Annotated in this window: 11 protein-coding genes and 1 pseudogene; 6 read left to right on the top strand and 6 right to left on the bottom strand. The window is 51.8% G+C overall.

Annotated features, from left to right (window positions below):
* Window positions 1-9 precede the first annotated feature (9 nt).
* On the top strand, window positions 10-2334 hold the full coding sequence (locus K5Y32_RS12850; RefSeq protein WP_222184401.1) for a phage/plasmid primase, P4 family: 2325 nt from the start codon (window positions 10-12) through the stop codon (window positions 2332-2334).
* Window positions 2335-3093: 759 nt separating this feature from the next.
* Window positions 3094-3369 (top strand): hypothetical protein, encoded by a 276-nt coding sequence (locus K5Y32_RS12845; protein WP_222184399.1) that lies wholly within the window; start codon window positions 3094-3096, stop codon window positions 3367-3369.
* Window positions 3370-3545: 176 nt separating this feature from the next.
* Here K5Y32_RS12845 and K5Y32_RS12840 read toward each other — a convergent pair whose 3' ends face one another.
* From K5Y32_RS12840 to K5Y32_RS12825, 4 genes are all read right to left on the bottom strand, one after another.
* Complete coding sequence (locus K5Y32_RS12840) at window positions 3546-3749, bottom strand: hypothetical protein (protein ID WP_222184390.1); 204 nt, start codon at window positions 3747-3749, stop codon at window positions 3546-3548.
* Between the two features lie 472 nt (window positions 3750-4221).
* A complete protein-coding gene (locus K5Y32_RS12835; RefSeq protein ID WP_222184388.1) occupies window positions 4222-4836 on the bottom strand; it encodes a LuxR C-terminal-related transcriptional regulator in 615 nt (204 codons plus the stop codon).
* A 95-nt stretch (window positions 4837-4931) separates the two neighbouring features.
* Window positions 4932-8390, bottom strand: a complete 3459-nt coding sequence (locus K5Y32_RS12830) for an ATP-binding protein (RefSeq protein ID WP_222184386.1) — start codon at window positions 8388-8390, stop codon at window positions 4932-4934.
* Complete coding sequence (locus K5Y32_RS12825) at window positions 8390-9013, bottom strand: response regulator (protein ID WP_222184384.1); 624 nt, start codon at window positions 9011-9013, stop codon at window positions 8390-8392. Before K5Y32_RS12825 ends, K5Y32_RS12830 begins: the two co-directional genes overlap by 1 nt.
* A 1243-nt stretch (window positions 9014-10256) precedes the next feature.
* Here K5Y32_RS12825 and K5Y32_RS12820 point away from each other — a divergent pair.
* On the top strand, window positions 10257-17246 hold the full coding sequence (locus K5Y32_RS12820) for an autotransporter outer membrane beta-barrel domain-containing protein (protein ID WP_222184382.1): 6990 nt from the start codon (window positions 10257-10259) through the stop codon (window positions 17244-17246).
* Between the two features lie 150 nt (window positions 17247-17396).
* The gene (locus K5Y32_RS12815; protein ID WP_255602633.1) at window positions 17397-18266 is read left to right on the top strand and encodes a nucleotidyltransferase domain-containing protein; all 870 of its coding nucleotides are present in this window, start codon (window positions 17397-17399) and stop codon (window positions 18264-18266) included.
* A 231-nt stretch (window positions 18267-18497) separates the two neighbouring features.
* On the opposite strand, the pseudogene K5Y32_RS12810 reads toward K5Y32_RS12815, so the two are convergent.
* A pseudogene (locus K5Y32_RS12810) lies at window positions 18498-19123 on the bottom strand (O-methyltransferase).
* A gap of 24 nt (window positions 19124-19147) precedes the next feature.
* Window positions 19148-19888: an SDR family oxidoreductase gene (locus K5Y32_RS12805; RefSeq protein WP_222184883.1), complete on the bottom strand. Its 741-nt coding sequence runs from the start codon at window positions 19886-19888 to the stop codon at window positions 19148-19150.
* 215 nt (window positions 19889-20103) lie between these two features.
* On the opposite strand from K5Y32_RS12805, the gene K5Y32_RS24910 reads away from it, so the two are divergent.
* Together K5Y32_RS24910 and K5Y32_RS12800 are read left to right on the top strand one after the other, a co-directional pair.
* Window positions 20104-20229, top strand: a complete 126-nt coding sequence (locus K5Y32_RS24910) for a hypothetical protein (RefSeq protein WP_255602631.1) — start codon at window positions 20104-20106, stop codon at window positions 20227-20229.
* Window positions 20230-21144: 915 nt separating this feature from the next.
* Window positions 21145-21837 carry a hypothetical protein gene (locus tag K5Y32_RS12800; RefSeq protein ID WP_222184380.1) on the top strand — a complete coding sequence of 231 codons (693 nt, stop codon included), beginning with the start codon at window positions 21145-21147 and terminating at the stop codon, window positions 21835-21837.
* Window positions 21838-22055: the final 218 nt, after the last annotated feature.

The raw sequence follows: 22055 nt of genomic DNA, 5'->3' as shown, positions 1-22055 counted from the left end.
AACAGAACGATGAAAATGACCGTATCAGAGGCGGCCACCGCTGCGCGGGGCCACTGGCCCCGCATTCTGCCCGCGCTGGGCGTGAAGGTAACCAAAAACCGCCACATGCCGTGCCCGGTCTGTCAGGGAACGGACCGCTTTCGCTTCGACGATATAGACGGGCGCGGCACGTGGATTTGTAATCAGTGCGGAGCCGGTGACGGCATGGACCTGGTGAAAAAGGCGCTCAGCATTACGTTCATAGAGGCCGCCGCGCGCGTAAACGACCTGACCGGCAACCTGCCGCCGGTGGCTGCCGGCAACAGTACGGCAGCCGGTCCCGAAACGGACGAGGCATCCCGCGCCGCAGCGGCTGCACTGGCGCAGCAGCTGGTCAGCACGGCAAAGGAAACGGCGGATAACGCCTACCTGTCGCGCAAAGGCCTGCCAGAACAGGCGTGCCTTACGCTTTCGAAGGCGCATAAGGTGGCGTTAACGTCCTACCGCACCGGCGATGTGGTTGTGCCCCTGCACGACATGAGCGGCCAGCTGGTTAACGTGCAGCTCATTAATGCCAGGGGAGAGAAGCGCACGCTCAAGGGCGGCCAGGTGAAAGGCGCCTGCCACGTTCTCAGCAGCGCTAAGCCTGCAAAGCGCATCTGGCTCGCAGAGGGCTACGCGACCGGCCTGACGGTGCACAACCTGACCGGTGATGAGGTGTGGGTTGCGCTCTCATCGGGCAACCTCCTTTCTCTGGCTGGCCTTGCCCGTGAAAAGCACGCCACGCTGCCGCTGATGATTGCCGCCGACCGCGACCTTAACGGCAACGGTCAGGATAAGGCGAAGAAGGCCGCTGATGTCAGTAACGCCGTCGTCGCGCTGCCGCCCGTGTTCGGCGACTGGAACGACGCCTTTGTGCAGCACGGCGACGTATCGACGAAGCAGGCGCTTGCTGAGGCCGCAGCGCCCGCCACCGCCAGCCCGTTTGACGTGATGAGTGAGGCGGAGTTTTCGGCGATGAGCGCCAGCGAAAAGGCGGAGCGCGTTGCTGAGCATTATCGTAATGCGCTGGCGGTGGATGCCAGCGGTGAAATCCTGTCACGCTACAGGGCGGGCGCGTGGAAGGTCATTTCGGGGAAGCAGTTTGAGCGCGACGTGGCGAAACTGTTCCAGCGGCTGCGCGCGCCGTTCTCGGCGGGCAAGATTTCAGGCGTGGTGGATACGCTGAAGCTGATGCTGCCGCAGCAGTCCGACCCGGCGCGCCGCCTGATAGGCTTTCGCAACGGCGTGCTGGATACGCGTACCGGCAGCTTCAGCCCGCACAGCAAACGCTTCTGGCTGCGCACGGTCAGCGAAGTGGACTTTACCCCGCCGGTTAAGGGAGAGACGCTGGCAGCCCACGCGCCGCACTTCTGGCAGTGGCTGGACCGCGCCGCCGGACGCGACGCGGCAAAGCGCGATATTATTCTCGCCGCGCTGTTTATGGTGCTGGCGAACCGCTACGACTGGCAGCTGTTTCTGGAGGTCACGGGTCCCGGCGGCAGCGGCAAAAGCATCATGGCCGAAATCGCCACCATGCTGGCCGGAACGGACAACACCACCTCCGCGACCATCGAGACGCTGGAGTCATCGCGCGAGCGCGCGGCGGTGATTGGCTACTCGCTGATAATTCTGCCCGACCAGGAGAAGTGGAGCGGCGACGGCGCGGGCATCAAGGCGATTACCGGCGGCGACGCGGTATCCGTAGACCCGAAATACCGCGATGCCTACTCAACGCACATTCCGGCGGTGATTCTGGCGGTGAACAACAATCCGATGCGCTTTACCGACCGCAGCGGTGGCATATCGCGCCGCCGGGTTATCCTTCACTTCCCGGAAATCATCCCGGCAAACGAGCGCGACCCGCAGCTGAAGGAAAAAATCAGCGGCGAGCTGGCCGTTATCGTGCGCCAGCTGATGCAGCAGTTCAGCCAGCCGCAGGACGCAAGAGCGTTGCTTCAGTCGCAGCAGAACTCCGATGAGGCGATGCGCATCAAGCGCGACGCGGATCCGATGGTGGACTTCTGCGGCTACCTGTTCACCACGCCGGAGCCTACTTCGCTTTATATGGGGAACGCCAGCATCAGGCCCTTACAGTCGAGACGCTATCTTTACCATGCTTATCTGGCTTACATGGAGGCGAACGGTTACAGAAATCCACTCAGCATGAAGATGTTCAGTCTGTCGCTGGAGAGCATTATGCGTGAGTACGGGCATCATTATCTGAAGCGGCGCACGAAGCTGGGGATGCAGACCAATCTTGATCTGACTGAGGAAAGCAGTTCTGACTGGCTGCCCAAGTGTGATGCCACCTGAAATTCATAATATTTAGAACCGGCGAAAGCCGGTTTTTTTGAGCGATTGAAGATAGATAAATTTAAATAAGAAAGTTGTGAAAAAATAATTTCAGCTATTGTAATAAAATTTTGTTAGTAAAGATCATTGATATGATACATGCATTTTGTAAGTGGAAATACGACATCAGTGTAGGTATAAAAAATGCAGAAATTAAAGTATTTATCGAATAAACATTAAAATTCAACTCTTGAATAATTCGAATTTGAAAGCACCTCTAAGGGTGAGTAACACAACATATTATAATATGAATTTTAATAACGGTCTTTGAAACTCTCGCGGTAAGTGTGATGGAGCCACTTCATGGCGAAGGACCAAAAGCTGCGAAATACAATTAGAGATATTCGTTAGCTATCCGCTTGAGTTATGAGCTTTTATATCCTTATTATGAATAAAAATTATGATACATAGTTAACCATTGCCAGCTCTAGCTAAAATATATTTTAGAAGGGCGTGATTTATTTAAATTTATCTTTGAGGAAATTATTTAAGAGGATTAAATCGTCCCGTCGATAATTTTTTCAAAATATGTATTTCGGCCTTTCTCCTTAATAGGGAGAATAACCTGAATGGCGCGGATTATACAGCGGGGCGATCGAGCTCGGTTCGTGTCGCAGTTAGGGCGTAATCTACTAATAGAAAATGGAAAGAGCGAAATATGGCGTGACAAAGTGGAAACCAAGCACTCTTGGCTGCATGCCTGGTACGGGAAAGATAACGATGAAAGACGATCCTGTGTCCGCAGCGGAGAGAAAAAGGAAAGGCCTGCAAGGCGTTTTAGGGGAAAAAACGTATCGCCCTGCAAAGGGTGTACTGCGGAATCAGCGGACGGTCAGAAAAAAAAGAAGGGTTGATGAAAGTAGTACAGTGTTAAATTCATCAGATGGGCATATAACGCCTGATGTTATTTTTTCGGTACTGATCCATATGATCTGCGATCCGGATCGCAGCGAAAAAAATACACTACCTATAAATCACAATATTATTTATTTTTGATCTAAAGACAGGTTTATCAAAACCATTCTCATACTTAATAACATGCTGGCCGGATGAGAGAAATTGGCTTTTCTCTCTATTAAAATTTACCCGGCAAATTCATATGCACACGCGGCGCTATTTTGACAATAGCGCACGGCCGCGTCGATTTTTTTCCGATGTCATAAAGGTTTTTCCTATAGCTCCCAATATGAAACGGTCTTATTTTTATTGAAAGTTATTGCTAGGCCATTACCATGATGTTCGGTATTACCTGAGGCTTTACCATAAACAATGTTAACAGAATCCGCAGCCCCACTGGCTGAACTGGCCATATCTAACGCATCTGATATAGCTCCTGCACCGGGAATATATTTAGTAAGTTCATTTATGGCTGTCATATTTCCGTTCTTACCGTACTGCCAGCTGTAACTTCCATCAGAAAAGCTTGTTTGGCTATCCGGCACTCAGTAGATAGCTTTAACCTGTTCTTCCGTCGTCTGATTGGCAATGAGGTGCGTAAGAGCATAGGAGGCGCTGAGTTTATCTACATTAGAAAAGGAATTACAACCCGAAATAGCCAGTGCCAGTAAGATTAGTAAATTTTTTTCATTTCTCTTCCGCTGAATAAGTTATGTCATTTTTAGAGGGTGAAAACTCGCTTGCAATAACCCCTTAAATTTAATTATAAATAAGATAAACTTATTGTTAGGAGTCTGATATTTAGTATAAAGAATCTTAACTGATAAAATGAAAATCCAGTATGACATTTTCCATTATGATTATTCCATGTAATATATAAATCAATTCCCCAGTGTGTTGACGCACTTTTCATTTTTTGAAAACTATATTCTGTTCGCATGACGAGGGTCGTCAGAACTGGCTGTTTGTGAATCCCATTTTAGCCAGTAGCGTCGGCAGCTCGTTTTTTTTCTTACAGTTGAGCTTACGCATAATGTTTCTTTTATGATTGCTGACTGTTTTAACACTGAGATTAAGTGACTGGCCTATATCAGTGAGAGTCCTTTTAGTTGCGAGCATTCTCAGGAGACCAAATTCCCTGGCAGTCAGAGCCCCATGGTTTTCAACTGGATATTGCACTGAATGTTTTGACCCATGCAATATCAAACCGCCGAAAATCTCCCCCGCAAGTTGAGTACTAGGGGTTCTTTTGGAAATTACAGTAGCTTCTGGCAGCCGCCACGTGACGTAATTAATAACCGCCTCCTCTTCAAGATCAGTCAAAATAATCAGGCGTGGTGCAGGTAACAACTTGCGCAGGTTGAAAAAAAGCTCAACGAAAGTCTGAACGTCACGATGACATGTTCGTATTTCGCTAATAACGACATCAGAACCCGCTGCAATCGTGAGTGCTTTTTCAAACTGCTCTTCATCAATCACCTTTACCTTTACAGATCTTTCGCGGAAATAGTGTGCGATTCCACCGGCGATCCACTTGTCGCTGTCGATTATGGTCAGTGTGAACATAGCTCCTCCGTTGTGCTGAAATCATTACAACGGAAGGTTGATGAAGAAAAAATAAGACAAAATAAAAACGACTGTAGGATTAATCCTATTTTTTATTAATGGGTGCTTTGCCTGAATGCCTTAATCATCTCTTCAGCATTCGAAATCTGCAGCTGAATGATCGTCTGGTCCTCTTCCATGTCCACGAGTTCCTCCAGAAACGCACACTGCTCATCCAGCTTTCTGATCCCGGTGACTCGCAATGTGCCCGCAATCCTGTGAAATATCTTCCGCGCTGCCGGCATGTCACCCTGCGTTACTGCCTCTCTGGCCTTATGCAGATCGCTTTCGGTTTCACTGATTGCCAACCGTAAAAATTCGCGAAGCTCTTCCGGGCTATCTGGCATAAAGACAGACATTGCTTCATGATCAAGCCAGATCTCCGGCAGGTTATCGTGCGCGGAGGTGGAAACAGAACGGAATGAGTCAATCACCTTCGCAAGCCGGGATAGCTTTACGGGCCTGAACAGGCATTCATTCATTCCCGCTTCCAGACAGCGCTCTCTTGCGGCTGACTGTGCGTCAGCGGTAATGCCTATGATGACGACGTTGCTGTCTTCGAGCCTAATCAGGCGCGTCATTTCAGCGCCCCCCATTTCCGGCATGCTGCAGTCAGTAAGAATGACATCGGGTTTTTCATCACGCCACCTAGCAAGACCGGACTTACCGTCTTCAGCGACGGACACCGTATGGTCGAGCAGCGTCAGCTGACGCGCTATCAGCAGACGATTTGCAGGGTGATCGTCCACGACCAGGATGCGCAGCGCAGACTGCTTTGCGAGAGACAATTGCGGAGCAATATTCTCAGAGGTATGTGCCCGGGAACTGGTTGGAATATCAAGTGTGAATGCAGCCCCCCGACCTGGCATGCTCTCAAGCGTCAGCGTTCCGTCCAGCAGCGTAGCTATTTCACGACTTATCGCGAGGCCCAAACCGCTGCCACCTGCGGTATGATCTGCAGCCTGCTCAAAAGGCGCAAACAGGTGCTCCTGCTTACTCGCCGGGATACCAGGCCCCGTGTCCACTACCGAAATTTTTAGACGCTCAGGCTCACTTCCTGAAAGGACAACACTGACGCGTACTTCACCCTCAGATGTGAACTTTACGGCGTTGCTCACAAGATTGGCCAGCACCTGCCGCAGACGATTATCATCCGCCAGTACCTCTCGGCCATCATCCTGTAACGTCAGTGATAGCTTCAGCCCTTTCTGCAGTGCTACGCCGCTAAATGCCTGCATAACAGAGTTCACAATCGTGGCAAGCGGGAACCATCGGGGCTCTACAGACATCTTACCCGACTCAATGCGTGCGATATCGAGCACGTCGCCAATGAGTGCGAGCAGGCTGAGCGATGACTCATGTGCGACACGAATAAGCTCAGTATCGGAACGTTTCTCCTGTACCTGCAACTCCAGCAGACCAATTATGGCGCTTAGCGGTGTGCGAATCTCATGACTCATTGTTGCCAGAAAACGACTTTTTACCTGGCTTGCCTCCTCCGCCTCCGTCCTGGCTTGACGCAGATCGGACTGCATATTCAGGTATTCCGTGACGTCCTGCCATCCGCCGATGAAGCCGCCCATTTTATCGTCATTTTCCAGAAAGCTGGTCATCCAGTGCCTGATCTGCCGCTGAGAGCCGGGCTCTGCTTCAACGGTAAATTCAGCCTCAAGGGGGATATTTCCGGAGGGCGGCTGTTTCATGCACGCTTTCCATACCGTATAAAGCGGATGCCGCGTATCAAAAAGCGACAGGCTCAGCCTGCTTGAAGCATTCTCACCGAAATAACGGTTGAACGCCGGATTAAAGTGAATGATTTGTCCATCGGAAGTGGCAACGTAAACGGGCCGTGGCGGACCATTTATAAGCTGGTCACGGAACTGAATTTCCTGGCGCAATCGGGACTTAACCTGGTGCGTTCTTCTGACCTGCTGGCGCAGTGTGATGGCCCAAACCGTAGCAGTTATGATCACGAAAAGCGCGCCAGCTGCACCAAGATAAAACTCAGTTCTGTAGATCCTCCACGTGTCAAATTTTGCAGCGGGATTTGACTGCCAGTGAGTGAGAATGTTTGTGACCATGTCAGGTGGTATGAGGGCAAGAGTCTTGTTGAGGATCCCAAGCAGTTCGGGATCAGACCGTCTTACGCCAAACGCAATTGCGGCATCACTGACCGGCAGCCCTTGAATGAGAGACAGTTTGTCCGCGTAAAGCCCCTGCATGAGATAGCGCGCGCTGATAAGGGTGTTGAGCGTAGCATCTGCTGCACCTTCATCAACCATGCGCATTGCAAGCGCCGGGTTGCCGTTAAACGTTACTGAAGCATGGGGATACGCCTCCCTGAACCATTCCGATGAATTCAGTCCGGGGATAAGTACCGCACGGTCTACCTCTTCCGCCTCCTCTTTTCGGGTAACCATGACGACAGGCGTAAACATGAAAGGTGCGGTCATCAAAATATCGCGAGTTCGTTCGCGGCTCCAGATAAGCGGTGCTGTCATCTCCGCTTCTCCGTCGTCAAGGGCGGTGTGTAGCTGCTGGCTGTCATCAATATCCACATAGCGGAACTGAATGCCCGTACGCAGGCTGACAAGTGACAGAAGCTCAGGGCCAATCCCGGTGTTCCGCTTGCCACTATCTCTTAAAAAAAAGGGAGGGTTGAAGGTTGAAGACGCTACCCGCACTTGAGTATGAGTGTGCAGCCAGTCTTCTTCCTCACGCGTCAGAAGAAGTGGCGCTGAGATAAACTGCGTCAGATTGTTTTGATCCCAGCGTGTAGCCAGTAATTCGCCTGCAGCACTGAAGCGAAGGTGGTCTACTGCCGCACGCAGCGTGCCATTAAACAGTGGTTCCCGGGCACCTGTCACGAAGCGATATGGTGGCATAGAGACGTCTGACGTGCGTGATATATCCAGTGAGTTAACGTAATTTCGCTCCGTCAGATAATGCGCCTCGCCTGCGGGCAATGTTACGGTGTTGACTTTCCCCTCATCAAGAGAAGCAAGTAACCGTCCCGGACTGTATTCGGAGGCAGACCTGAATTCAGCGACTCTGACTTTGGGCTGATCCGACCGGCGTGTAACCTCAACCGGATGAGATTCCGCCACTGTTAGGAGCTCTCCGGGCCCAAAGCGAGCAGGTACTAAGTCTCCAGCTAGGCTGAAAACTGTATCAACGTCCCCTGCATCAAGTGCAGCATAGGCCTCCTCTGCATCATCATAGTGAAGCACGCGCAGGGTAAGTCCCAGGCTTCGGGCTGTTGTCCATGCAAAATCTGCGATGTAACCCGTCAGCACATGCGCAGGGGCTATTCTGGTCATTGGCGGCCGCGCAGGACCATATAGGGCCAGCACCAGTTCACGCTTTCTGCCAATCAGTCGCCACTGCACATCAGAAAGTTCGGGGGATGTAGCATCCGGCAGTAAAGGCGGTTTGTAGTCAAGACCTGAGGGCGCAGCAAATGCGCTCCCATAAGCCAGCAGGGCACAGGTGATCAGCAGCGAACGAATGACCATCAGGAGATATTGTTCCGACGTGTAAAATTGAGCAAGTCGTGCAGATTTTTAAGGCCCAGTTTCTCCATCAGGCGCGCCTTATAGGTGCTCACGGTTTTATTGCTTATCTGCATGCGGGCAGCAATGGTATGGATCTCTTTCCCCTCACTCAGAGATTGCAGTACTTCAAATTCACGGCGGGATAATGTCTGCAGGCGCTCAGCGTCTACACTATGCTCATGCGGTTCGCTGCTTTCGTGCACGCGCAGCGGAAAATATCCATAACCGGAAAACACCGCATTTACAGCCTGCGTAAGATCATTCAGGTTGTTCTGTTTACTGATGAATCCGCTTGCACCTGCTTTCATGCTGAGCTGTGAATAGTAGTCTGGGTTTTTTCCGCTCAACACAATGACCGGAATGTGTATGCCGGCGGTACGCAGAGTACTGATAGCCTCGATACCGTTAATACCGGGCAGCTCAATGTCCATTATCAACGCACTGGCATTGTGCTTTCGCACCAGTCCGACGACATCGTCTCCTCTGTCGGCCTCTGCAACAACAGAATGATTATCTTTTTCCAGCAGCATGCGCATCGCAATTCTCGCCAGAGGGTGGTCATCAATAATAATAAACGTGGCCATAGAAAACCTGTCTGCATTAGCGTGTTTTAATACTATTGCACTTCTGAATTGGAGTGCAAAAAAAATCGTTCCGGTTGCTGACTAAAACCCTGTTTATTTTCTTAATGAATAAATAAGAGCAATGCCAATACTGTGTAGTCCGCGACTTAAAGATGAAATAATTCAGTCTGATGTGTTTATACAAAAAGTGAAAAAAAGCCCCAGATGATTTCATTCTTAAGGTGAAAAGCTGTTTAGACGGATGACGTTAAGCAAGTTACGAGATTTTTCAGGACCAGTCGACCAGATAGTCTTTAGACTCATCGTTTCATGTATTGTGAGTATGCAGGCGGCGATGCTACTGATGTTATTTCTCAGTAAGGAATCGCAGCATATAAACTCACACAGGCATAACTCTTAAAGGTGCTCAGCGTCCAGCCCTGGCTCATACTGTTTTCTGGTTTCATATAAGGGCGGCACAAGACATTCATAACTTTAATCACCGACATCACATCCTTTCAGAATGAATCATTCATTTTAATTTATTGATGACTCTGCATTCGCCGCCGTCATCCCTGGCAAAAAAACAGCAGCTTTTCTAATTCAAGCAAAATGTAAATACAAAATTAATACATCACCCGCACACAGCAAGCATTTTAAAATTAACACTGACACAGATCAAAAAAAACATTAATTCCACAAAACTGGCGCCGTATCACTGAATAAGTGTAATGAGATTTAACTATCTTCCATTTTCCCATTAACGCAATGGTTCCTGTTCTCCCCTGGCCAGGCACGGAAGGTTGCTGATGAGCAAGACTCTGACAGTAAATGCCGCGATTAAATGTAACGCCAAGTAATGTGAGTTAACGTATTCTGATTACTCAATCAACCAAAGTATTTACTCCATTCCGGCAATAAACACGATGCTTTACCTCCCTGTTTTATAAATAATTACATTATAAAATTAAGAATAACACACAGTACCTGTAGTCCCCGGCCTACAGGATGCCACATTTTGTCTGATTTTTTTTGTGTTCAAAAAATGACAGACTCGCCGCGAAATAAGCTAGCGCACTTGCTGGTTAATTATTCAGGCGGGTAAACATGAAGATAACACATCAATCATTACTAAAATGGGAACTACTGAGACCTGCAGCATGGAGAGGTGTTACTTCTAACTCTGTGGGCTCCTGGTTCACGGCAGGCATCATTATCCGACTTATTTTTTTAAAATTATTAACATTATTACGAGCGCAATGCCATGAATAAAATATTTAAAGTAAAATGGAACGCCGCCTGCCAGCGATATGATGTGACTTCTGAACTGGCAAAAGGAAAATCAAAATCTTCAGCAACGTTAAATAAAAGATCGGGAATTAGCTTGTCTGCGCTGAAGCTTGCATCAGTATGCATATCATTCAGCACTTGCAGCGCAATGGCTGAGGAGATTTCTGTTGACGTATTTAATCCCAGGGATGGCGGATACGTTCAGTTAATTACCCGAAAAGACCTTCTCAAGGATTCTGGATGGGGAAGTATTGCTGCGGGTCTTACCGGCTCGGAAATCATGACGCTGGGTGAGGCTTACCGCCGGGGATTGCTCAGTGGAGATGGAGTAAGTTCAATTCCCGACGGTTATTTAAAAACCGGTCAGCTCATAGGCTACGATCACTATGATAAGCATACGGGCAATATTTCAACATTCAAGGGATACGACAATAATCAGCTGGGAATGAAAAACATTTCAGGCATACCCATTCCTATCTATAACGCCGTCGGTTCAGATGGACAATATGTAGACAGAAATCTCATTAATGTTCAGTCAGGTGGCGAACTCAATGTCAGTGTGGGTAATCAAACAGGTTCGCAGTGGTTTAATGATGTATCTAATCGCTTAAAAGCCTATTTGAAAGGAAGTAAAAATAGCTCTTTCATTTCTTCAGTGTTTAAAGCCAGCTCGGACAATGTGGCCAGTAAGGCAACGATTAACTATGACAGCAAAACGGTTGTCAATCTGGGGAATTTTACAAATAAGGCTACATTAGCCTCTGAGCCAATTGCCACAATACCTAACGAATTCTCAGGTGATTTTGACAGCTCGCTGGGACCCCAGAGTGTGAATAGCATCGATGACCTCAAGGCTTATAACAGCAATCTTATCAGTGCAGTTAAAAGCGGAGACCTCGCACCAGGTCTCTATATTAGCGAATTTAACAAAGCCATTAAAAAGACAATTAAATATGTTTATCAGGATTATCAGACGCCGATAAACGATGACGATGCGGTACTTCAGAAAATTGATTCAGCCCGGGTGGCTTTCCTGCTGGGACAGGGCGCCGGAGCTGAAATTAATATTGATAATGATGCGTCCATACAGGGCGTCAACACGGACATCTCTATTGTCAATGTCACTGACGGCGCAACACTGAATAATGCAGGCGCACTGGGTCATGTTGCCAGCAGCAGTAGAGGTACCACTGTTGTAAGAACAGTTAATGCTACGGTAAATAACAGCGGAGTAATTGATGCGGGTACTAATCAGGAAATGGCTGATTACAGTGCCGATTTATCTCCGGGCGGTAAAACAAATGTGAATACCGGTCATAACCTCGCCGTCTACGCCTCAGGTTCCGCGGTGAATAACACGGGCGTTATCAATATTGCCCCGAACGGAAGCTATGCGATTAATTCGGGAGTGGACTTAACGTCAGGCAGCTCCATGATCAACGATGGAAACATCAACGTTGCTGCAATCAACAGGACAAGCAATGCCACAAATTCGGGCATATTTACTATCGGTGTCAGAGTTTCTGGCTTATCGGACTTCGTCAATAACGGCATACTTTATTTAGGCCGGGAAGCACAACGAACGGTGACGTCATCCTCTGCCGATATTGAAGCCAGCTCACCCGACAGCAGGCTGGTTCACGTTGATGCCGGAACCTTTGTTAACAGCGGGGACCTGATTATTGGCAGCAAAACTCAGGGGGGATTTGCGGCATTAGCCAGAGGGTCCAGTTCATCGGTGCTAAATAAAGGCAATATAGTAATTGACGGACGAGTTAATACATCCGCACCACTTCAGAACGTGGGACTGGCCGCCACTGAAGGCGCCACTGATGTCATTAACGGTGCCACAGGCGTTATCGGTCTGAAGGGCATCAACGCCGTCGCCATGAAGGCCCTGAGTAAAACTACCGATCGGACGGGCGCGGCGGTGCGTAACGAAGGCAATATAGCCGTAGAGACCGGTGTGGATCCGGTGAGCGGTACCGCAAACTATGGCCTCTGGTCTGAAGGCAGAGGAGCCAGCGCCACGAATGCCGGCACCATTACGCTCGGAGGGGAGCGGGCTATCGCCGCGCACGCCCGTAACGGTGGTCAGCTTGTTATCGACTCCGCTGCGACCGTGAGCTTCGGCGACATAAATCAGATTGGCTATTACGTATTCGGCAGTGGCTCCGGCATCACCGACAACAGCAACACACGGCAGAGTGTCATTACGGCTGGCTCCACTCTTTACCGCATTGACGGCGGCGCGAGCTTTGACGGTGCCGGCAGAGCGACAAACGTTGGCGTTGACGGAGCCGGTGCGACTGGCCTGCTGGTCACCGGCGCACAAGGCGCTAGCAGCACCCTGAACACCGGTAATATGACGATTGACGTTACGGGCGCTGACGCCACGGGTATTCGCGTTGCGGGCTCGGCCAGCGGCGAACTTTCGGCGGACACCACGCTCAGCCTCAGCGGCGCCGGTAGCTCCGCCGGGATCGTGGACGGTAACTACACCGATATCACCGGCAGCACCTCCTATGTCGGAGGTGCCCTGCTGACGAGTAACGCATCACTGAGCAGCGCTAACGCGGCCGCTGGCGCGGTGGGCTATATCGCCCGCAACGGTGGCGTATTGAACCACCAGGGCAGCATCAACTTCTCTGCGCCGGACACCACGGGCGTAAAGGTCGACGGCGGCACGCTCAGCAACAGCGGCAGCGTCCGGGTTAACGGGATCGCCGTTGACATTGAGGGGGCGAATTCGGTCGTGAGCAACAGCGGTACCGTGGAAGCGACAGACGGCACTGCGGCGTTTCGCGTCGGCAGCGGATCGGACCTGAACCTGAATGGTTCGGGCTTCGTTCTGGCCGCCGGCAGCGCCCACGGCGTGCTGCTGGATAAGGGGGCCACGGGACTGACGGTTGAAGGAGCTAGCATTGACATGGCGGCTGGCGGTACCGGCAGCGCCATTGAGAACGCCGCAGAGCTGCAGGGCATACAGCTTAAGGACACCACCATTAACGTCGGTGACGGCGCCGGCGTCCGCACTGCGGCTTCCCTGGCGAACGAGAATAGCGGCACCATCACCGTAAGCGGCAGCGGAACGGGCATCTATTTTGGCCATGCTGACTCCTCCCTGTCGGACACGGACTTCAATACGGCAGACTCGCAAAGCCTGGTCATTAATGTGGACAGCGCCACCGGTAGTGGCGTAGTGACCAATACCACCGGTGACGTACGCTCCGGCGTAAGCGTGAACGTGCACGATGCGGCCGGCGGCGCGGCGCTGCAGGTTAAGGGCCAGACCCGCCATGTTGAGCAGTCGGGCAACCTTACCTCGCAGTCGCTGACCTCGGCCGTGGTAGACGTGGCCAACGGCTATCTGACGAGCTTCATAAACAAGGGCACCATTCAGGCCGCGGGCTCGCTCTATGACGCCTTCCGCGTCAGCGCAGGCAGTAACCTCAGCTTTACCAACGCGCGGGGCGGCCACATTACGGGCCGGGTGGCGCTCTCGGACGGCAATAACAGCGTCACGCTGGAGGGCGGCAGCACGGCTGATGATGTGATAACCGGACGCGGCAGCGATAACTTTTACCTCAACGGCATTCGTCCGGCGGATACCGGGCTGTTCAGCTCGCTGCAGGCGGGTACCGGTAACGACACGCTGAACCTGAATGACGCGATTCTGAACGTGGCCGCCCCCGCCATGCTGACAGGCTTTGAGCAGGTTTCGCTGGCGAACGGCTCTGAGCTCACGCTGGATAACACGCTGCTGGCGCTCGGCGACGCGCAGGATGATGCCGCCGGCACCGGCTTCAGCCTAAGCGACGACAGCACGCTGCGCATACGCGCGACCGGCGACACGGCCTTTAACAGCTTCATTCGCGGCGGCGGTACGCTGTCGGCCGGCGCGGACGGTCATGCCTTTCACTTTACCGGTAACAACGCGGCTGCGGCGGGCCGGGACTTCACGGGAACTCTGGCGCTTACCGACGCCACCTTCGCACTGGGCGGCCTGAACGCGCAGGCGCTGACAGCCTCCCGCCTGCTGGCAGGCGCGGGCAGCACCGTCAGCGTGGCGGACGGCGTGCAGCGCACCGGCGGACTCGCTTTTGACGGCGGCACTGTGGCCTTCAATACCGGCACGCCGGGCGAAAGCGCGGCGAAAAGCAGCGTGCAGACCGCGAACCTGCTGGACCTGAGCGGCAGCGGCACGGTGCAGGTGAATGCCGGCACCGTGGACAACGCGCCGGTGCTGCCGCCGGACACGCTGCCGCTGATGGCGCAGGACGACGCGAACACCCTGCTGAAGCTGGCGGGCAGCGACGGCGCGGTCACCGGCAGCGGCGGCAACCTGGTGCTGAAGGATCAGAACGGCAACGTCATCAGCGACGCGCTGCACACGCAGATAACGCAAAATGGCCTGGCCGTCGCCAACGCGACCTACGACTACCGCCTGACCGGCGGCGCGGCGCAGGACGGCCTTTACGTCAGCTACGGCCTGGCGCAGCTCGATTTACTGACACAGGGCAACGACGCCCTAGTGCTGAACGCAGCGGGTCAGACCGGAAGCGCGGCGGATATGAGCGCGAAGCTGACCGGCGGTGGCGATCTGGCGATCGATACCGGTGCAGGCCAGATCGTATCGCTGTCTAACCTGAATAATGACTACCGCGGTAAAACAGAGGTTCGCAGCGGCACGCTTCAGATGGGCAACGACAACGTGCTAGGGCAGACCCGTGAGCTCGCGCTGGCGTCAGGCGCCGGTTTTGACATGAACGGTCATCGCCAGACGGTGGGGGCGCTTAACGCGGCGTCCGGCTCTGCCGTCAGCATCGCGGACGGTGCGCTGGATATCACCGGCGGCGGAACGGTGGACGGTTCGCTGCAGGGCGCTGGCGCGCTGAACGTCACGGGCGGCACGCTGACGGTGAACGGCAGCAACTCGGCCCTCTCGGCCGTCACGTCCATCGCGGCAGGCGCGGCCGCGCAGCTTAACCAGACCAGCGGCCTCGGTACCGGGAGCATCATCAACGACGGCCTTCTGGCTCTTAAACAGGCTACAGGAGATCTGGTCAACAGCCTGAGCGGCGCGGGGGAAACGCAGGTTGCCGGCGCCGGCGACGTCCGGCTGACCGGCGATAACAGCGGCTTTACCGGCCGGTTCACAACGGACGCTGATTCCGCGCTGACCGTCACCGGCCAGCGCAGCCTCGGCAGCGCGTCGGTCAGCAACGCGGGTACGCTGAATCTGGCCTCCATGGACAGCTGGACGCTGGGCAACAGCATTACCGGCAGCGGTGCGCTGAACCAGAACGGCTCAGGCGTTGTGACGCTGACCCAGGCGGCCGCGCAGTACGGCGGTGATACGAACGTCAACGCGGGCGGCCTGCAGCTCGGTGAGTCTGGCAGTGACGTGACCCTGGCCTCCGGCAGTCTGAACATTGCTGCCGGCGCGACGGCCGGTGGTTTTGGCGGCACAGCCGGCAGCGTGAACAATCAGGGAATGCTGACGCTGGGATCGCTGAAGCCCGTAACGCGCGCGGTCGCTGACGCCCTGACCTTCAGCATTGGCGGCAGCCTGCGCAACTCCGGCGATGTGGTGCTCGGACGTCCGGGCGGCACGGCGGGCAACCTGCTGCACGTGGCGGGCAGCTACGCGGGCGACAACGGGCACCTGACGTTCAATACCGCGCTGGGCGACGACAGCTCGTTCACCGATAGAATGGTGGTCGACGGTGATACTTCCGGCCTCACCCGCGTCAGCGTGAATAACGCCGGCGGCAGCGGCGCGAAGACGCTTAACGGTATTGAGCTTATCCACGTCAACGGCAGGTCCGACGGCGAGTTTGTGCAGGAAGGACGCATCGTGGCCGGCGCCTATGATTATCATCTGCAGCGCGGCGAAGGCGGCAGCGCGGGTAACTGGTACCTTTCCAACACCCTCAGCAACGGGGGAGAAGGAGAAGGTGGCAACCTGCCTGAGCCAGAGGAAGTCAGGGTTTACCGTCCGGAGTCCGGCGCCTATGCGTCCAACATGGCCGCAGGCAACACGCTGTTTAACACGCGCCTGCACGATCGCCTCGGGGAAACTAACTACGTGGACGCCATCACCGGTGAGGAAAAGGTAACCAGCATGTGGTTACGCAACGTCGGCGGGCATACCCGCTCCACCGACAGCAGCGGACAGATGAAAACGCAGGCCAACCGCTACGTGATGCAGCTGGGCGGCGACGTGGCGCAGTGGAGCTCCGACGGCGCGGACCGTTACCACCTGGGCGTGATGGCAGGCTACGCAAATCAGCAGAGCAACAGCCGCAACCGTCTGACCGGCCAGAAGGCGGACGGCAGCATCCGCGGCTACAGTGCAGGGCTGTACGGCACCTGGCTGCAGGACAACGATCAGAAGACCGGCGCGTACGTGGATACGTGGGCGCAGTACAGCTGGTTCGATAACACGGTAAAAGGTGACTCGCTGGCCACGGAGTCCTATAAGTCCAAAGGGATCACCGCCTCAGTTGAGAGTGGCTATACCTGGAAGCTGGGCGAGAGGAACGAGCGCGAAAGCTACTACGTTCAGCCGAAGGCGCAGATGACCTGGATGGGCGTCGAAGCGGACCGCATCCGTGAGGCCAACGGCACCCGCGTTGAGGGCACGGGTGCCGGCAACGTGCAGGCCCGGGTAGGTGTGCGGGCCTTCATCAAGGGACACAACTCTATTGATGACGGCAAAAAACGCACGTTCGAACCGTTTTTAGAGGCCAACTGGATTGGCAACACTAAATCCTTCGGCAGCCGTCTTAACGGCGTAACGGTGACGCAAAAAGGGACACGTAACGTGGGCGAGCTGAAGGTGGGAGTTGAAGGCCAGATTAAGCCCGGCGTGAACCTGTGGGGCAACATTGGCCAGCAGATGGGCGGCGGCGGGTATTCCGATACCAGCGCGCTGCTGGGAGTTAAAGTGAGCTTCTGATATCCAAAGCGTCCTCCGGGGCGCTTTTTTTTCGTGGGTTGAAATACCCCATAAAAAACGCGCTCAATCTGTTTAGATCTTATAAAGATTTTTATTCAAAAAAAATTATCTGATATTGTCGAGTTAATTCTGAGCACTGAAAAGTTCGCTATGAGCGAAGAGCGGACGGTGAGGCATAATCGTCTGAACAAAAAGTTTCAGGAGAGTAAGTACTCTACTGTAATAAACTCAGCAAAAGGAGCAAGGGTGGGTGTCTTTCATAATAACGATATTCCTTTGCCAAAATGCCCTGAAATTCAGCCTGCATTCTCGCGTGTACTCGAACGTGTCGTGAGGAAGTTGACCCGTTGCTTTCCTGATCTAATACACAGTCTTTACGTCTATGGCAGCGTGGCTGAAGGCAGAGCTGAGGCAGGTAAGTCTGATTTGGATATGACAATCATTTTCAGGCATAAACTCGATCAAACTACGACAGAACAACTTGCCGCTATTCAGGCTGAGCTTGAAAAAAATAATTCCATTATCAGTAAAATTGATTTTGATTGTGGTCTGCTGGAACAGGTTCTCAACCAGGATAACGTACTCAGCTGGGGATACTGGCTTAAACATCATTGTCGCTGCGTTTATGGAGAGGACCTGAGCCATCGTTTTCAGGCTTTCAAGCCTTCTAAAGCTATTGCGATAGCTGTGAACGGTGACTTCCAGCAGGTTCTGAACAGGCTTATTACGCAAATGAAAATGTCTTCCGATGAAAACAAAAAGCTGCAATTTCTCCGCTCGGCTGCGAGAAAGCTTGTCAGATCAACCAATATCCTTCGCAGTGAACAGGACAATGACTGGCCGGGTTCGCTCCAAGAGCACCGCATCAGGTTCATTGCTCGATATCCTTCTTTAGCAAACGATATGGATGAATTAATGGCAATGAGTTCCGGGGCCCGAGGAAACCTTGCTGATTCCGAAAAACGACTTATAAATTTTGCGAACTGGCTAAACGCTGAGTTTCAAAGTCATAAATTCTGATCGAGCATTTTGATTGTAAGCTCTCTTCACAAGATAACTTCCGCTTCTGGCTCAAAGCGGACATGTGCAATAAACAATGTTCGCTTTGTGAGGAGGTGAATGTTTTGTGTATATCATTCAGAAATTGTGAATTAACACTGGAGATAAGTGCGTTTTCCTGAATGATAAATAGCATCATAGGGTCTTAACGATAGCTATAACGAAACCATCCCATCCCTTTTCACCAACAGTCTATACTGCCGTCGCTTCAAAACGCTCATCCTCAGAAATCATTTCGACAAATTTTCTCAGGCCTATAACGTTCGGATCTTCACTACCAGAGTCGATGACATTGCCACCGCGCACTGTGTTATCTCCAACGATAACAGTGCCTGGTTTCGACAGTCTGATAGCCCACTCAAGGTATTGGGGGTTATTCACTTTATCGGCATCGATAAAAATCAGGTCAAAAGGAGCATCAAGCGTGGGTAAGACCTCAAGCGCAGCTCCCTTGTGCAGCGTGACGCGCTCAGCCAGCCCCGCTTTATTAATGTTCTGGCTGGCCACTTCTGCATGATGCTCGTTGAATTCAATTGTCGTTATGCTTCCATGAGGTGGGAGAGCTTTGGCCATCCATATGGTGCTATACCCCCCAAGTGTGCTTATTTCAAGAACACGAACGGCACGTGACATTTGCATGAAAATAGCCAGCATTTTCCCTGCAAAGAGGATACATCATGTGTAGGCAAACCTTGATCTGAGTTATAAGCGAGAGCGTATTTTAAATCTGAATCTTCAGGGGCTAGCTTTTCAGAAAACCAGGCATCTACCTGAGCCCATTTATCGGAATCTTGTGAAGGGTAATCCGGAATGCCCATATGAATTTACTCTCCTTAAAAACTTCAGTAATGAATCAGCCCGCCATCTACAGCATACTGGCTGCCGGTAACATAGGATGCGTCATCGGACAGGAGGAAAAGTGCAACTGCAGCGGCCTCTTCTGCTGTTCCTGCACGGCCTAAAAGAACCTGGCTTATCACAAAATCCTCAAACTGCTGACGTGACTCTTCCGGCATAAAGTGCCTGAAGTTGGTTTCAATCGGACCCGGCACCAATGTGTTGGCGCGGATACCGCGTTCGGCCAGCGCAGATGCCCAGCTTTTGACCATAGCAATAACGGCACCTTTCGTCGCCGCATACAGGCTTGTCATCGCCGCACCTTCATAGACAGAGGAGGAAGAAGTTACCAAAATGGACGCGCCTGAATTGAGCGATTCGGAGAGGGCTGCCAGCTGTAGCATCGGGCCGCGCACATTAACGTTCATCATACGATTAAAAGAATCTGCCGTTACAGATTCCGGAGAGCCTACTTCTGCAAAGCCGCCATTTAGCCATAATCCATCAAGTGAACCCCAGTCGTTAATAGCCTCACCCAGTCCATGTATGTCAGCTTCGCTTGCGGCATCACTCTTCAGAATAAGCGAAGCTGCAGGGAGCAGACTGCGTGCACGCTCCAGTCTTTCTTCATTAAGCCCAGTTATGGCTACATGGCCACCTTCCGTGACAATACGCTGAGCGCCTGCCAGCCCCATGCCACTCGAGCCGCCCGTAATCAGTATCCGTTTACCCTTAAATCTGCCCATGCTTACAGCCTTATTTGTCTCTGGAATCAGCATTTACCTTACGTAAAAAAAATACTATTCGTCATCTGTTTCATTACGCAACGATGACATTGCTGCCTGAAGGTCCGCTTCTGGCACAAAGCGGACTGGCGATTACGTAAGCTCGGCAGGAAGTGAAACGCTAAAACTCATGCGCCTGTTTCTTACACTGACTGAGACGCGCCGCTGGACGCAAAGTGAAGGAGCGCAGCATCATCGCTGCGCCGTTTTTAGTCATGGCGAAAATCGCTACCATGATGGCAGTAGCGAATGAGGTGGTGCTTGCATCTTTCGAAAAGCTGGAATATTTGCGAGCGCGCTGAATTGATTGATCTCTCCCTGATACGTTTGCGCTTACAGGAGATGGAACGGTGTCAATGCTGTACTAAAGGTTATTACCGGCAGAGACGTTGTGTCTGTCAATCCGAAGTGCAGGGACATTAATTCAAGGTACATTCCTGTGATAATACTTACCGTTACCAAATACCCGCTGCGCTTAACTAACCGCAGCGGCAGCGTATCGAGCCGCCTTCCTATCCTATGCCTCATATAAATCATCTCAGCAAACGAGAACGATTTGCAGCTGAAAGAGAAAATCAGTGGTGAGCTTGCCGTTAACACACGCCAGTTTTGCAGAACTTCAGCTTGCCACACTAATCATAAGTTATTCCTCAGTCCTAGCAGAATGCGGACAAATTCATAAGCATTAAGTGAGGCGCCTATCCGATAGCCGATTTTTGCGGCTACCTTTTTACCTTGCCAGAATCAATTCGCTTTATGAGGGGAACGTCAGCACTGACCCCTAACAGCCTAAGCTGTACCTCTATCACGCATATCTGCCTTTGATGGGGTCAGCTGCTACAAGAAGTCGCAAGGTATGAAGATGCTTAGTTTGCTGTTGAGGGCATCGTGCGGGAGTGCGGGCATCACAACTTGAAGCGACGCACGAAGCTGGGCATGCAAACCAATCTTGACCTTAGGATAGAAAGCATCAGCGACTGCCTGCCGAAATGTGATGATCCAACAGCAATATGACTGACCAGAACTGGCGAAAGCCGTTTTTTTCGCGGCCATGATTCATCAGCGGTGAACGATAAATCTCACCATTCATGGATTAATCGTCACTTAATCCATTGTTTTTATTTGTAAAAAATACAAGGTGAACATTGTGAAGGATAAATTCAAAAAAAACTTTTTTCACGTATTATGAAGTGATGATTTTCATCGAAGGGATTCAAATGGAAGCCACAAAAAAATTCATCTTAGATGGTTTAGCAGACTTTGGCTTAAGCGATTTACCAGGAAGGCCTTACGACAGTGCCTTTGAACTTTTAGCATCTCCTCCAGATCGAAAGCGCGTAATAATGATGGGATTCAATGGTTCCCTCGTAGATGCCCACATTACCAACGCGCAATCCATTCAGAAAGATTTCGAGTCCCCCACCATCTCAAATGTTCAGAACGGAATCGAAGGTGCCTGGGGAATAACTCACCTCGCGAAGAGGTTGCAACAAATCCCAGTAGGGCTTGGTTATGATTGGCAGGACGTTGTTTACACTAACGCTCTTATGATGTGCTCCCAAAATGCAGCATCCATACATAAGGAAGCATTGAAGCAAAATCTATCCATTGAGCAACTGGCGAAAAACTCTATGGGCTTCTTCGAGAATGTAACACTGCCGCTTTGCAAGCCAGAGGTGATCATCGCTTATAGCAATGGGCTAACTTCATTGTCCGCCGCCAGTTTGTTACTCAAACATTTTGGCGAGGTTGGTACATTGAAGTATTCGCATCCTAAAGGGTATTACACCACATACGCCTTTTATGCTAAATTCCACAGCCAGCGGGTTCCGGTTGTGTGTGTGCGGCATATGTCGAGGTTCAAACCTCATGAAGAGTATATTGAATCAGCGATTGCGCTGATGAGATAAGATGGTCCAATTTCGAGTTATTGACTAGTTACTTTCCTGAATTGGTATACGTTTAGGTATACGAAGGAAACTTGAATTGAATAAAACATTTTATTTTTATGACCTTATATTTCTTTTTCAGATTCCGCCAGCCCACCAAAATTCTCCATCGATGATTACCAGAGTCATTCGATGAAGTCCTAAGAGCCCGTATGGCGCAAGCCTTACGGGCTTTTTTG

Source organism: Pantoea sp. DY-15 (assembly GCF_019795935.1).
GTDB lineage: Bacteria > Pseudomonadota > Gammaproteobacteria > Enterobacterales > Enterobacteriaceae > Pantoea > Pantoea leporis.
The sequence above is the reverse complement of the archived record's forward strand: the minus strand, read 5'-3'. Positions and strand labels throughout refer to the sequence as shown.